This is a genomic window from Nonomuraea sp. NPDC005730, from assembly GCF_040630865.1.
Classification (GTDB): domain Bacteria; phylum Actinomycetota; class Actinomycetes; order Streptosporangiales; family Streptosporangiaceae; genus Nonomuraea.
Window position 1 is genome coordinate 150,817 of record NZ_JBEXYK010000013.1, and the last position, 13,826, is coordinate 164,642.

Below are 13,826 nucleotides of genomic sequence, written 5' to 3' on the forward strand. Positions count from 1 at the left end.
TCTGCCGCCGGCTCACCCGGCGGCATCGGCATGCCGTACGCGCAGGTCGCCGTGGATTGTCGGTGCGGTCGGCCATACTCCGCCCAGCCAGGATGATCATCAACAGGGCGAAGGCGTTGACATGGCACAGTTGCTGCGCAGGCTCGACGACGAGATCTACGTCGAGTACAACACGTTCGGGCTGGACGGCACCGACCTGCCGCCGTGGGGCTCTCCCACCGACGAGATCTACCACTTCGTCGCGGCCGTGCGCCTGGAGTCGTGGGACGCCGAGCCGGAGGCCGCCGACGCCTCGTGGACGCCGGTCAGCTCCGCGACGTTCGTCGCGGAGAGCGGCGTGGTCGCGGTCATGTCGATGACGGACGACAGAGGCCATGACTTCCTCGTCGGTCCGCCGCGCTTCGAGTACGGCGTGGACATGTACCTGCGTGAACCCGAGCCGGGCGACGGACATGGCACCGGCGAGTGCGACGAGACGTGGCTGCTGAGGTTCTGGCCGATCCGGGACGTCTTCGACCCGATCACCCACGCCGCGCCGTTCTCCTACATCGCGCGCGGCGTCCTGTACTACTCGATCGACCTCGAGCCCGAGCAGCTCGTGCAACCTCCGGCGCGGCGCGAGGTGCCGGTGCCGGTGTCGGCGGCGGCGGACTGGGCGTCGCTGCGCCCGGACCCGGACCTCGACACCTTCGACGGCTGGCTGCGCAGGACGCGCCGCAGGGCGGAGGACGGGGACGTCACCGTCCACGAGTTGCTGCGCGCGGGCGGGATCGACATCGAGGACGGCGCGGATCTCACCCCGGCCTCCTGCATCCCGCCGCGGCCGCGGGCGGGGCGGCGGTACAAGGATCCGCTGATCGACCGCTACTACGCCGAGCAGGCGCGGTGGGCCTCACGACCCGGCCGCGACCTGGGCGAGGAGCAGCTGCGCGAGTACGCCGACGGCGACCGCATCGCCAAGGAGCTGTGCCGCGACGGCACGCGCACGTTCTCGGTGCCCGTGGAAGGCCGGGGCGCCTTCCACGTGCCGGCGGGTGTCAGCCGCCGCGTGTGGCGGTGGGAGGACGACATGCTGGGTGGCGAGCTCCTGTACGAGGAGCTGACGGTGGACCGGCAGATCCTGGCCAGGAACGTGTGGACCAGGCAGATCCTCGTCTCCGGCATCGTGACGGTGCTGCGCCGCGACCGCGACAGGCCCGGCCGCGGCGACACCGCCTGGTACGTGGTGCGCGACGCCGAGCCGCAGGAGGCGGCCAGGGTCCTGTGCGTGGAGGCCACCTGGGAGGAGGACCAGGACCACCGCCGGGCCCTGGACGAGGTGGCCGGGGAGAAGCCGATCGAGCTGCGCGCCACCTACCGGAGCCGGGAGGGGTAAGGGGCGTGCGGCCGCGCACGACACGCGGACGAAGCTGGAGGCCAAGCGCGTCGCCCGCATGACGGAGCGGGGGCTGGACCACCTGGCCTCGCCGGAGCCTCGGCACGAGTGGCAGCCCGGAGAGCGGGAGCGGCTCGCGGGTGACCCTCGATCAGGACAAGGAGCTCGTCCGGCTGGGCAAGCGGTTCGCCGCGTGCCTGGGCGTCGAACCGGCCGAGCCGACCGCGCTGCACGGTCTGAGCCGCACGAAGATCGTGCGGCAGGCGTCGGACGTCGCCAGGAGGACATGGAAGGGCGAACTGCCCAAGGCGCCCAGGGGCAAGACCATCACCTTCCGCCCGAACCTGAAGCCCGCGCAGGCCAGGCCGTACCTGGACAAGGAGATCAAGGTGGCGCTGAACGACCCGGAGTGCGGCAAGGACTTCTACCCCGCCTGCTCTCCCCGGGCCATGGAGATCAGGTCGCGGGCCGACCAGGAGTTCGGCCGGTAGGGCGCGGCCCGGGGACGCCGTCGCCGCCGGCCGGGAGCGGCCTCGGCGGCGGCGTCAGTGCGGTGACGGCCCGGTGTCAGGGCTCTTCGCGAAGGTTGGCCCATGGACGCCGGCCCGGAACGGAACCGGCGGATCGACCACCGCGACAAGGAGACACGAATCATGGCAATCGGCGGGAACGGCTTCTCCGAGCAGGGGCTGCGCAGGCTGCGCGAGGTACTGGCCCGGCACGTCGACTCGGGGAAGATCCCCGGCCTGGTCGCCCTGGTGAGCCGCGGCGAGGAGACGCACGTCGAGGCGATCGGCACGATGCGGCACGACGGCGGCGCGCCCATGCGCCGCGACACCATCTTCCGGATGGCCTCCACGTCCAAGCCCGTCTCGATCGCGGCGGCCATGGTGCTGGTGGACGAGTGCCGGCTGCGCCTGGACGACGTGGTCGACCCGTGGCTGCCCGAGCTGGCCGACCGGCGCGTGCTGACCAGCCCCGGCGCGCCGCTGGACGACACCGTCCCGGCCGGCCGGCCGATCACCGTGCGGGACGTGCTGACCTCCACCTTCGGGCTCGGCATGGACTTCACCGCGCTGGGCAAGCCGATCATGAACGCGATCTTCGAGCGGGGCCTCACCCCGAACCTGCCGGTCGAGATGCCCGAGCCGGACGAGTGGATGCGCCGCCTGGGCGAGCTGCCGCTGATGTACCAGCCGGGCGAGCAGTGGCAGTACCACATCAGCAGCGACCTGGTCGGCGTGCTCGTCTCCCGGGTCACCGGCCGGCCGTTCGAGGAGTTCCTGCGCGAGCGCATCTTCGAACCGCTCGGCATGACCGACACCGGCTTCCACGTGCCCGCCGACCAGATCGACCGGCTGCCTGCCCTGTACGCCCCCGACCCGGTCACCGGCGAGTTCCTCGTCTGGGACGAGCCCCAAGGCGGACGGTGGAGCACGCCGCCGGCGTTCCAGGGAGGCGGCGGCGGCCTGGTCTCCACCGCCGACGACTACCACGCCTACTTCCGGATGTTGCTCAACGGCGGCACGCACCGGGGCACCCGCATCCTGTCCCGGCCCGCCGTCGAGCTCATGACCACCAACCGGCTCACCCCCGAGCAGAACGACGCCCGCACCGCCCTGGCCAGGAACAACGTGCACATCTCCTTCGGCCAGGGGCAGCAGGGCGGCTGGGGCATCGGCATGGCGGTGCGCACCTACCGCGGCGACTACGCCCCGATCGGCCAGTTCGGCTGGGACGGCGGCAGCGGCACCTCGGCCTACGCCGACCCGGACAACCAGCTCACCGGCATCCTGCTCTGCCAGCTCGGCTACTCCGTCCCGAACCCGGCACACCTGATGAACGACTTCTGGACCACCCTCTACCAGGCCCTCGACGACTGACCCCGAGCCGGCGGTGAGCGCGCGCCGACCGGCGGTGCAAGGTGGCATCGCCGGCGCAGGCCGCGACCGACATCAAGCTCGACTGTCACACGTACGGCAGCAAGGCGCTACGGTACGAGCTCGACGCGACCGCCACCTTCGAGAACCTGCCGGACGGGGGCCGCGCCTGAATCCACGCCGAAATGCGCGCCCGCGGCCACCGTGTTGCTCGTCCCGGCCCGGAACCCCGGCAGCGCCGCCAGCAGGCCGAGCGCGCTGCCCGCCTGGCGGAGACCCCCGGAACGGTTCTACGGCGCGGCCACGGGGGTCACTCGTGCGGCCACAGCCCGGCGAGGCGGGCGATGCGGAGACCGGCGTGCAGTTCCAGGCGGATCGATCCGTCCGTGATGTCGCAGCCGATCACCTCGCGGACGCGGTCGAGCCGGTAGTAGAGCGTGCTGCGGTGGATGCGCAGCCGCCGCGCCGCGCTCTGGATCTCGCCGCCGCTGTCGAGGTAGCCCTCCAGCGTCGCCGCGAGTTCGACGCCGTGCGGCGCGTCCAGCAGGCGCCGCACTCCGTCGGGGAACTGGCTCGGCGTCAGCCGGTCGAGCGGCAGCTGCAGGAACAGGCGGTCGAGGCCGAGCTCGTCCCAGAAGACGCGCTTGCCGTACCGCTGGGGGTCGAGTCGCGAAGCGCGGTGGGCGAGCCGGGCCTCGTGGTAGGAGTCGACCGCCTCCGCCAGCGACGGCTTCACGCTGCCCACGCCCGCCACGACCGCCTCCAGACCGGGACCGGCGAGCGCGCGTTCGAGCCTGTCGTGATTCACCGGACGTGGGAAGAGCACAATTCCTTCGGCCCCGAGAACGGCGCCGACGATTTTCACGGTGGTCGATCTCGTGGTGAATTCCAGGGTCGCCTCGACGGCCAGCCGGGTAATGGATCTGGGCGCCGACCCGGGGGCCCGGAGAACGAGCACGGAATAATGCTCGACATCGTCGATGAGATTGTCCCGCACGAGTTTCCCGGCCGCCTCCACGCGTTTCTCCGGCGATTCTCCGAGCAATTCCGCGAGCAGCTGCCGCGAATTCTCCGTGCCGTGCCGGCGATCGGAGATGCGCAGCGACAGCAGCGCGCCCATTTCCGGCGCGGCCGATTCCAGCACCGCGAGGTCGTCGGCGCGCGGCCTCTCCCGGTCCTCGACGTAATAGACGTAGCCGAGCAGTTGCTGCTCATGACGCAACGGCAGCACGACCAGCTCGCCGTCGTCCTGGGGGACCCGTACGCCGTGCCTGGCCTGGCGCAGCCGATGCTCCTCCACCAGCGACTTCGTCAGCGGGGCGGTCGAGCCGGCGAGCAACCGGGCCAGCCGGGCGAGCCGCGCGTCGGTGTCGTGGACGCTGAACGCCGCGATCCTCAGGTCGCGATCGACCACCACGAGCGCCACGCCCAGGCGATCGGCCAGATCTTGCACGGCGTCATCAAGGCTCACGGGGGTTGCTCCTCTCCTGCGACACAGCGTCGGATCGGCGCCGACAACTAACGACAGATCGTACGAAGCGCATCAACGTGGTGTCCGTCTACGGTGGTGCGACAGCGCACAAGTTAGCAATGCGAGGGGTGCGGGTGGCAAGCCCCGCCGTCGCCCCGCGGGCCGATCACAGCCGTCCGCCCGATCAACAGATCATGCCGGGCAATGCCCGTACAGCACGGGAAGGAACCCATTCCAGTGACCGAGCGCACCGTCGAGACCAACGGCTATTCCACATTTTTTCTGGAAAGCGGCGACGACCACCGCGAGACCGTGATCCTGCTGCACGGCGGCGGCCCCGGCGCCAACGCGGTGTCGAACTGGAGCGGCTTCATGCCCGCCCTGAGCGACGACTACCACGTGCTGGCCCCCGACCTCGTCGGCTACGGCCGCACCGACCATCCCGAGGACATGCCGGGCAGCCTGACCGGCTGGATGCGCATGCGGGTCGAGCAGGTGCTCGCCCTGATGGACGCCCGCGGCATCGAGCGGGCGCACCTGGTCGGCAACTCGATGGGCGGCGCCCTGGCCATGCACCTGGTGATGACGGCGCCGGCGCGCTTCGCCCGGATCTCCCTGATGGGCAGCGCGGGCGGGCACTCGCAGCCGACGCCCGAGGTCATGCGGATGGTGTCCTTCTACAAGGACCCGACGATCAGCGCGCTGGAGAACCTCACCAAGTGGTTCGTCCACGACGAGGACGCGCTCGGCACGTCGATCTCGGAGATCACCGAGACGCGTTACAAGGAGGTCATGCGGCCCGAGGTGCGGCGTTCCTTCGAGCGTTTCTTCTCCTCCTCGCCCGCCGAGATGGCCGTGCCGCCGTCGGCGCTGCGCCGGATGCCGCACCCGTTCCTCGTCGTGCACGGTCGCGAGGACCGGTTCGTCACCCCCGACTCCAGTGTCTTCCTGCAGCAGCACCTGCCCAACGCGCAGCTGCACATCTTCCCGCACTGCGGCCACTGGGTGCAGATCGAGCGCGCCGCCGAGTACGCGGCGCTGCTGCGGGGCTTCCTCAACGACGCGTTCTGACCTCGTACGACAGGAGACATCAGGCATGGACATCAAGCAGCTCGGCTACCTCGGCCTGTCCGCGCGCGAGCCGGACGCCTTCACCACCTACGCCACGGACATCCTCGGCATGCAGCGGGTCGCGGGGGAGGACGGCGCCACCCACTTCCGCATCGACGACGTGCACCACCGCATCACCGTCGAGGCAGGCGAGCAGGACGGCGGCGCCTACTACGGCTGGGAGGTCGCCGACGCCGGCGCGCTGAGCGCCGCGCTCGACGAACTGAGCGACCACGGCGTCGTGGCCCACCAGGCGACCCAGCGCGAGCTGGAGATCCGCCGCGTGGCCGGCATGGCGCACTTCCTCGACCCGGCGGGCAACCGGGTGGAGCTGTTCCACGGGGCCTCGGCGGGTGAGGGGCAGTTCACCTCGGCGCGGGACATCGAGCGGTTCGTCACGGGCGACCTCGGCCTCGGCCATGTGGTGCTGGCCAGCCCGGACGTGCCGGCCCAGCAGCGGTTCTACACCGACGTCCTGGGCTTCAAGATCAGCGACACGATGCGCAGGCCGTTCCAGGCCACGTTCCTGCACACGAACCCGCGCCACCACAGCATCGCCTTCGTGGACGGCCCGTTCTTCGGCATCCATCAGCCGTTCCTGCACCACTTCATGCTCGAGGTCCCCGACATGGACCAGGTCGGGCGTACCTACGACCTCGTGCTCGACCGCGAGGTCCCGGTCACCATGACGCTCGGCCGGCACAGCAACGACCAGATGTTCTCCTTCTACGCCGAGTCCCCGGTGGGCGTGCACACCGAGTTCGGCAGCGGCGGCGTGCTCATCGACGACGCGACCTGGCAGGTCACCGAGATCCCCGGCCCCGACCTCTGGGGCCACCGGCACTGACGTCCCCCCTTCTAGGAGCCATTGACATGGAAACCCTCACCCCCGTCGTGGAGACGGACGTGCTGATCGTCGGTGCCGGCCCGGCGGGCGCCACCGCCGCGGCGCTGCTCTCGACGTACGGCGTCGCCAACGTGGTGCTCAACAAGTACGCCGGGGTCTCGAACACGCCTCGCGCGCACATCACCAACCAGCGCGGCGTCGAGGTGCTGCGCGACCTCGGGCTGGAAGGCGAGGTGACCAAGAACGCGACCCCGCAGCACCTGATGGGCGAGCACGTCTACGCCACCAGCCTCGCCGGCCAGGAGCTCGGCCGCCTGCGCACCTGGTACACCCACCCGCATTTCAAGGCCGAGCACGACCTGGCCAGCCCGTGCTCGGTGTGCGACCTGCCGCAGCACGTGCTGGAGCCCATCCTGGTCAACGCCGCCGCCACGCGCGGGTCGTCCGTGCGCTTCAACACCGAGCTGCTGACGTTCACGCAGGACGACGACGGCGTGACCGCCCTGGTCAGGGACAGGCTGACCGGCCAGGAGTACGGCATCCGCAGCAAGTACCTGATCGGCGCGGACGGCGGCAACTCGACCGTCGCCGCGCAGGCGGGCCTGCCGCTGGTCGGCAAGATGGGACTCGGCGGCTCGATCAACGTGGTGTTCGAGGCGGACCTCACGCGCTTCGTCGAGCACCGTCCGGGCGACATGTACTGGTTCGTCCAGCCGGGCGTCGGCCACGACGGCAACGGCATCGGCGTGCTGCGCATGGTGCGCCCGTGGACCAAGTGGGTCGGCGTGTGGGGCTACGACGTCAATGCCGGGCAGCCCTCGCTCACCGAGGAGGACGGCGTCCGCATCGCCCACCAGCTGATCGGCGACGACCAGGTGCCGGTGACGGTCGAGTCGATCTCCACCTGGGCGGTCAACGACGTCTACGCCACCGACAACATGGCGGGCCGGGTCATCTGCGTCGGCGACGCCGTGCACCGGCACTCGCCCATGAACGGCCTCGGTTCGAACACCTCCGTCCAGGACAGCTACAACCTGTGCTGGAAGCTCGCCATGGTGTTGCGCGGCGAGGCCGCGCCGGCGCTGCTCGACAGCTACCGGGAGGAGCGGCTGCCGGTCGCCAGGCAGATCGTCCAGCGCGCCAAGCGCAGCGACGGGCTGATGCCGCCGATCTTCATGGCGCTGCGCCTGCCGCCCGCCTCGGGCGCGGCGGAACTGCGCGACGCCCTCGACGGCCTGCTGCGGCCGACGGCCGAGGGCGGCGAGCGGCGGCAGGCGTTCGACGCCGCGATGCAGGCCACGATCATGTGCTTCAACACGCACGGCGTCGAGACCAACCAGCACTACACGTCCGGCGCGATCGTGCCCGACGGCACGCCCGAGCAGCCCGCGCCGCGGGACGAGGAGGTCTACTACTTCGCCTCCACCCGTCCGGGACGCCACCTGCCGCACGTGTGGCTGACCAGGGACCAGCAGCGCGTCTCCACCTTCGACCTGTGCGGCCGGGGCCGGTTCACCCTGCTCACCGGCATCGGCGGCGCGGCCTGGCGGGACGCGGCCGAGCGCGTCTCCGAGCGGCTGGGCGTGCCCGTCCGGGTGCGGTCGATCGGCCGCGGCTGCGACTACGAGGACAGCTACGGCGACTACCGCGCTCTGTCCGAGGTCGGGGAGGACGGGGTGCTCCTGGTCCGTCCCGACCACATGGTCGCCTGGCGGTCCGCGTCCATGGCGGACGATCCGGAGGCGGCGCTGAGCGCCGTGCTCGGCCGGATCCTCGGCCTGGCGACCAAGGAGTAGCGGGCCATGCGCATCGCGGTGGTCGGCGGCGGCCCCGGCGGATTGTTCTTCGCCGCGCTGATCCGGCAGGCGGACCCGTCGTCCGCGGTAACCGTCTTCGAACGCAACCGCGCCGACGACACCTTCGGCTTCGGGGTGGTCTTCTCCGACCGGACCCTGGAGGCGATCCACGAGGCGGACCCCGTGCTGCGCGCGGCCCTGGCCGAGCACGGCAGGCACTGGGACGACATCGAGGTCCGGCTGAAGGGTGAGCGGATCAGGTGCGGCGGCAACGGCATGGCCGCGGTCGTCCGGCGCACGCTCCTCCTGCTTCTTCAGGAACGGGCCCGCTCGGTCGGGGCGGAGCTCCGGTTCTCCACCGAGGTGACGCTCGCCGACCTGGCCGGCTACGACCTGGTGGTGGCCGCCGACGGGGCCTCCTCGCGGATCCGCGAGGAGCTCGGCCCCGGACTCGGCTCACAGGTGGAGACCGCCACGGCCAAGTTCATCTGGTTCGGCACCGACCACCTCTTCGACGGGCTCACCTTCGTCCACGAACGCGGCCCCGACGGCGTCTTCGCGGTGCACGGGTATCCGATCTCCGACACCATGTCGACGTTCATCGTGGAGACCGACGAGGCGTCCTGGCGGCGGGCCGGTCTCGACGCCTTCGACGAGAGCCGGCCGCCGGGGGTGAGCGACCTGCGCTCCAAGGCGTACCTGGAGAAGCTGTTCGCCGAGCACATCGAGGGCGGCCGGCTGCTCACCAACAACTCCCGGTGGGCCGGCTTCCGCACCCGCCGCACCCGCCACTGGCACACGACGGCCCCGCGGCCCGTCGTGCTGCTCGGCGACGCCGCGCACACCGCGCACTTCTCCGTGGGCTCGGGCACCAAGATGGCCATGGAGGACGCCGTCGCGCTCGCGCGGGCGCTGGCCGGGCACCCCGGCGACCTGGCGGCCGCCCTCGCGACCTACGAGCGGGCCGCCCAGCCGCCGGTCCGGCACATCCAGGACTCGGCGCGGCCCAGCCTCGCCTGGTGGGAGAGCTTCGGCAGCTACCACGACGCCCTCGATCCGTGGCAGTTCGCCTACCACTTCATGTCCCGCAGCATCTCCGACGCGCGCCTGGCCAGACGCGCGCCGCAGTTCGTCGCGTCGGCCCATCGCCGGTGGCGGGACCTGCACGGCGCCGCCCCCCTGGAGACGGGCTTCGAAGCGGCCGGCTGGTCGGCGTCCGGCCGGTTGCTCGACGTCCTGCCCGGCGCGGACGGCGGTCCCGCCGCCGTCCGGGGCAAGAACGACCTGCCGCTCTCCGCGACGCCGCTGCCCGGCGCGTGGGGCGCCCTGCTGGAGGCGCCGGACACCGAGGACGGCCTGCCTGACCTGTCCGGGCCCGTCGCGGCCGGGGCGACCCTGGTCGCCGTGCACGGCGGCACGGCCCTGACCCGCACCCGGCTGTGCGAGGAGGCGCGGATGCGCGCGGGACTGCCCGCCCTGCTGATCGAACGGGAACCCGACCGCGACCGGGCGCTGACCACCGTGCTCTCCGGCCGCGCGGACCTGGTCGGAGTGCTCTCATGAACGGCCTCGGACCCGATCGCAGTGCCCGCGTGGGCGGTCTCGAATCCGGTCGGAGTGCTCGCGTGGACGACCTCGGGCCGTTGTTCGGCCCGCGGGGTGTCGCGGTCGTCGGCGCGTCTCGCGACCCGGGCAAACTCGGCGCCGCCATGGCCCGTTCGCTGTCCGGTTTCGGCGGGTTCCTGGCACTGGTGAACGCGCGCGACGACGCCATGTACCCGTCCGTCGGCGCCGCGGCCGCGGCGGGCCCCGTCGACCTCGCGCTGCTCTGCGTGCCCGCCGCGGCCTGCGCCGGCGTGCTCGCCGAGGCGGCGGACGCGGGGGTGCGGGCCGCCGTCGTGTGCGGCGGCGGGTTCGCCGAGGCGGGCGGCGCCGGGATCGAGCACCAGCGACGGCTCGGCGCCATCGCCCGGGACTCGGGCCTGCGCCTCCTCGGCCCGAACACCAGCGGCTTCCTCGCCCCGCACGCGCGGCTGACCGCCAGCTTCGTCCCCGGCGCCCACCGGGTGAGGCCGGGCGCCGTCGCCGTCGTGGCCGCCAGCGGCGGCGTCAACCACGCCCTGGCGTTCGCGCTGACCGAGGCGGGGCACGGCGTCAGCCTCGCCGTCGGCCTCGGGAACGCGGCCGGCGTCACCGCCCCCGACGTCCTCGACCACCTCGCCGGCGACCCCCGCACCGCCGCCGTCGCGCTGCACGTGGAGTCGGTGGCGGACGGGCCCCGGCTGGTCGAGAGCGTGCGCCGCCTCACCGCGACCCGGCCGGTCGTCGCCCTGGTCGTCGGACGCCACGACGTCGGGGCCTTCGCCGCCTCGCACACGGGGGCGCTGGCGACCTCCTGGCGCACCACGCGCGCCGCGCTGGCCCAGGCCGGGGCGGTCCTCGTCGACGACGAACGCGAACTCGTCGACGCCGTCGGCGCGCTCGCGGTGACGCGGGCCCGCCCGTGCGCCGACCCGGGGGTGGGTGTCGTGACCGCCCAGGCGGGTCCGGGCCTGCTGCTCCTCGACGACCTGCGCGGACGCGGGATCCGGGTGCCCGAGCTCGCGCCCGGCACCCGGGAGACCCTGGCCGGGCTGCTGCCGCCGCTGACCTTCCAGCGCAACCCGGTCGACACCGGCCGTCCGGGGCCCGAGCTGGGCGCGGTGCTCGCCGCCACCGGCGCCGATCCCGGCGTCGACGTCATCGCGGGGTACGTCCTGCACGAACCGGACGCGGTCGACGTCGTCGCGGCCGTCAGCGAAGGACTGACCGGCGGCGTCCCCGTCGTCCTCGGGCTGGCGGGCACGGGCGACGACGTCGTCCGCGACCGCAGGGCCCTGCGCGAGTCGGGCGTGCCCGTGGCCGCCGACGCCCGCGGCGTCGCCGCCGCCACCGCCGCGCTGCTGGCCGACGCCCGCGCGCGGACGGCCCGCCCGGCCGCCTCCACCCCGTGGCGGGCGCCGGCCGTCCCGGCCGGCCGGTACGACGAACACGCCGGCAAGGCCCTGCTCGGACGGCTGGGCGTGGCGACCATGCCACGCCAGGCCTGCGCGGACCGGGCCGCCGCCCACGCCGCGTTCGACTCCCTCGGGACGGCGGTCGCCGTGAAGCTGCTGGACGCCGACGTCCTGCACAAGACGGAGATCGGCGGCGTGCACCTGGGCGTGTCCACCTCCGCCGGGCTGGACGCCGCGCTCGACGCGCTGGACGCGGCGGGCGCCCGCCGCTACCTGGTGGAGGCCATGGCGCCGGCCGGGATCGATCTGGTGGCCGGCGCGCGGCGCGACCCCGTCTTCGGGCCCGTGGTGCTCGTCGGGCTGGGCGGCACGGTGGCCGAGGCCCTGGCCGACGTCGCCGTCCGGCTCGCCCCGCTGTCTCCCGGCGAAGCCGCCGGCATGGCGGCCGAACTGGCCGGGCGGGCCCTGCTCACCGGGTGGCGCGGCGGCCCCGTCCTCGACCCCGACGACCTCGGCACGATCGTCTCCAGGCTCGGCGACCTGCTCGCCGCCAACCCGCTCCTGGACGAGATCGAGGTCAATCCGCTCCGGCTCACGCAGCGAGGTCTGGTCGCGCTTGACGCCGTCATCCTCACCAGGAAGGCCGACGATGCCCACCCCGATCACTGAGCACACCGTGCCCTGGCCCGACGCCGACGTCACCCGTTTCACCGAGCAGGGCTACTGGGCCGGGGTCGCGATCGGCACCCTGCTGCGGGAGGTCGCCGGCCGCGATCCGGACGCCACGGCGCTGGTCGACGGGCCGGGGCTGCGCCTCACGTACGGCGAGCTGGCCGATCGCGCCGACGCCGCCGCCGTGCGCCTGCGCGACCTCGGCATCGCGCCGGGCGAGCGGATCATCATGCAGCTGGGCAACTCGTGGGAGTTCGTCGTCCTCCTGCTGGCGTGCCTGCGCGCGGGCGTCGTGCCGGTGATGGCGCTGCCCGCCCATCGCCGGGCGGAGCTGACGTATCTGGCCGTGCACGCCGAGGCGGTGGCGATCGCCGTCCCCGACCGGAGCAGGGACTTCGACCACCAGCGACTCGCTCACGACCTCGCGGCCGACGTGCGCGCGGCCACCGGGGCCGGATGGCAGGTGCTGGTCGCCGGGGACGACGTCGCGCCCGGCAGCGTCGACCTGCGGGCCCTGTGCGGCCCGCCCACTGGCCGGACCGGCTCCGACCTGCCCGCTCCCTCCTCCCGGGACGTGGCCGTCTTCCTGCTGTCCGGGGGCACGACGGGCCTGCCCAAGCTCATCGCCCGCACCCACGACGACTACGCCTACAACGCCCGGGCCAGCGCCGAGGTCGCCGGGGTCACCAAGGAGTCGGTCTACCTGGTCAGCCTGCCCGCCGGGCACAACTTCCCGCTCGCCTGCCCGGGGATCCTGGGCGTGCTGCTCGCCGGGGGCCGGGTGGTCATGCTGCCCTCGCCCGAGCCGGTACGGGCCTTCGCCACGATCGAGGCGGAAGGCGTCACGCACACCGCGGTGGTGCCCGCGGTCGCCGGCCGCTGGCTGGACCGGGCCGTCCAGCACGGCGCCGGGCAGCTCGCCACCCTGCGGGTCGTCCAGGTCGGCGGCGCCCGCCTCGCGGACGAGCTGGCCTGCCAGGTCGAGCCGGTGCTCGGGGCGAGGCTGCAGCAGGTGTTCGGCATGGCGGAGGGCCTGCTGAACTTCACCCGCCTCGACGACCCCGTGGAGACGGTGTGCGGCACGCAGGGCCGCCCCCTGTGCCCCGCCGACGAGATCAGGATCGTGGACGAGCGGGACCGGGACGTGCCGGACGGCCAGGCGGGGCTCCTGCTCACCCGCGGGCCGTACACCCCTCGCGGGTACTACCGGGCGGCGGAGCACAACGCCCGCTCCTTCACCGGCGACGGCTGGTTCCGCACGGGTGACATCTGCCTGCGTACCCCCGAGGGCAACCTCGTGGTGGCCGGCCGCGACAAGGACATGATCAACCGGGGCGGGGAGAAGATCTCCGCCGAGGAGATAGAGAACCTCGTGTACCGGCTTCCCGCCGTGAGCCAGGTCGCCGCCGTGGCCATGCCGGACCCCGTGCTCGGGGAGCGCGTGTGCGTGTACGTCGTGCCCCGGGACGGCGCGACGGTCACGCTGGAGGAGATCCGGGCGCGGATGGAGAGCGCGGAGGTCGCCCGTTTCAAGCTTCCCGAACGGCTGGTCGTCGTCGAGCAGCTCGCCTGGACCAAGGTCGGGAAGATCGACAAGAAGGCACTCAGGACCGACATCGCCGACCGCCTCAAGGCCGAGCTTCCCGCCGGCGCGGCCGAATGATGACGGAGGGCGTCCC

Annotated in this window: 11 protein-coding genes; 10 read left to right on the forward strand and 1 reads right to left on the reverse strand. The window is 72.8% G+C overall.

The features are described 5' to 3' along the window. Positions 1–121 precede the first annotated feature (121 nt). From ABZ444_RS18815 to ABZ444_RS18830, 4 genes are all read left to right on the forward strand, one after another. Entirely contained in the window at positions 122–1,375 is a 1,254-nt protein-coding gene (locus ABZ444_RS18815) for a hypothetical protein (RefSeq protein ID WP_357998053.1), read from the forward strand. A 140-nt stretch (positions 1,376–1,515) separates the two neighbouring features. Further along, positions 1,516–1,866, forward strand: coding sequence for a hypothetical protein (locus ABZ444_RS18820; RefSeq protein ID WP_357998056.1), 351 nt, complete (start codon positions 1,516–1,518; stop codon positions 1,864–1,866). A gap of 162 nt (positions 1,867–2,028) precedes the next feature. Then, positions 2,029–3,258, forward strand: coding sequence for a serine hydrolase domain-containing protein (locus tag ABZ444_RS18825; RefSeq protein WP_357998058.1), 1,230 nt, complete (start codon positions 2,029–2,031; stop codon positions 3,256–3,258). Positions 3,259–3,299: 41 nt separating this feature from the next. Further along, positions 3,300–3,428 carry a hypothetical protein gene (locus tag ABZ444_RS18830; RefSeq protein WP_357998061.1) on the forward strand — a complete coding sequence of 43 codons (129 nt, stop codon included), beginning with the start codon at positions 3,300–3,302 and terminating at the stop codon, positions 3,426–3,428. Between the two features lie 137 nt (positions 3,429–3,565). Here ABZ444_RS18830 and ABZ444_RS18835 read toward each other — a convergent pair whose 3' ends face one another. Continuing rightward, a complete protein-coding gene (locus ABZ444_RS18835; protein ID WP_357998064.1) occupies positions 3,566–4,726 on the reverse strand; it encodes a helix-turn-helix domain-containing protein in 1,161 nt (386 codons plus the stop codon). Positions 4,727–4,963: 237 nt separating this feature from the next. Here ABZ444_RS18835 and ABZ444_RS18840 point away from each other — a divergent pair, with 237 nt between their 5' ends. The 6 genes from ABZ444_RS18840 (at position 4,964) to ABZ444_RS18865 (ending at position 13,810) form a co-directional block, all read left to right on the forward strand. After that, complete coding sequence (locus ABZ444_RS18840; RefSeq protein WP_357998067.1) at positions 4,964–5,797, forward strand: alpha/beta fold hydrolase; 834 nt, start codon at positions 4,964–4,966, stop codon at positions 5,795–5,797. Between the two features lie 25 nt (positions 5,798–5,822). Further along, complete coding sequence (locus tag ABZ444_RS18845; RefSeq protein WP_357998070.1) at positions 5,823–6,683, forward strand: VOC family protein; 861 nt, start codon at positions 5,823–5,825, stop codon at positions 6,681–6,683. A 26-nt stretch (positions 6,684–6,709) separates the two neighbouring features. After that, positions 6,710–8,479: an FAD-dependent monooxygenase gene (locus ABZ444_RS18850; protein ID WP_357998073.1), complete on the forward strand. Its 1,770-nt coding sequence runs from the start codon at positions 6,710–6,712 to the stop codon at positions 8,477–8,479. Between the two features lie 6 nt (positions 8,480–8,485). Next, on the forward strand, positions 8,486–10,042 hold the full coding sequence (locus ABZ444_RS18855; protein WP_357998076.1) for an FAD-dependent monooxygenase: 1,557 nt from the start codon (positions 8,486–8,488) through the stop codon (positions 10,040–10,042). A 62-nt stretch (positions 10,043–10,104) separates the two neighbouring features. After that, positions 10,105–12,144: an acetate--CoA ligase family protein gene (locus ABZ444_RS18860; protein WP_357998079.1), complete on the forward strand. Its 2,040-nt coding sequence runs from the start codon at positions 10,105–10,107 to the stop codon at positions 12,142–12,144. Next, a complete protein-coding gene (locus ABZ444_RS18865) occupies positions 12,125–13,810 on the forward strand; it encodes an AMP-binding protein (protein WP_357998082.1) in 1,686 nt (561 codons plus the stop codon). The genes ABZ444_RS18860 and ABZ444_RS18865 overlap by 20 nt, the downstream gene beginning before the upstream one ends. Positions 13,811–13,826 lie beyond the last annotated feature (16 nt).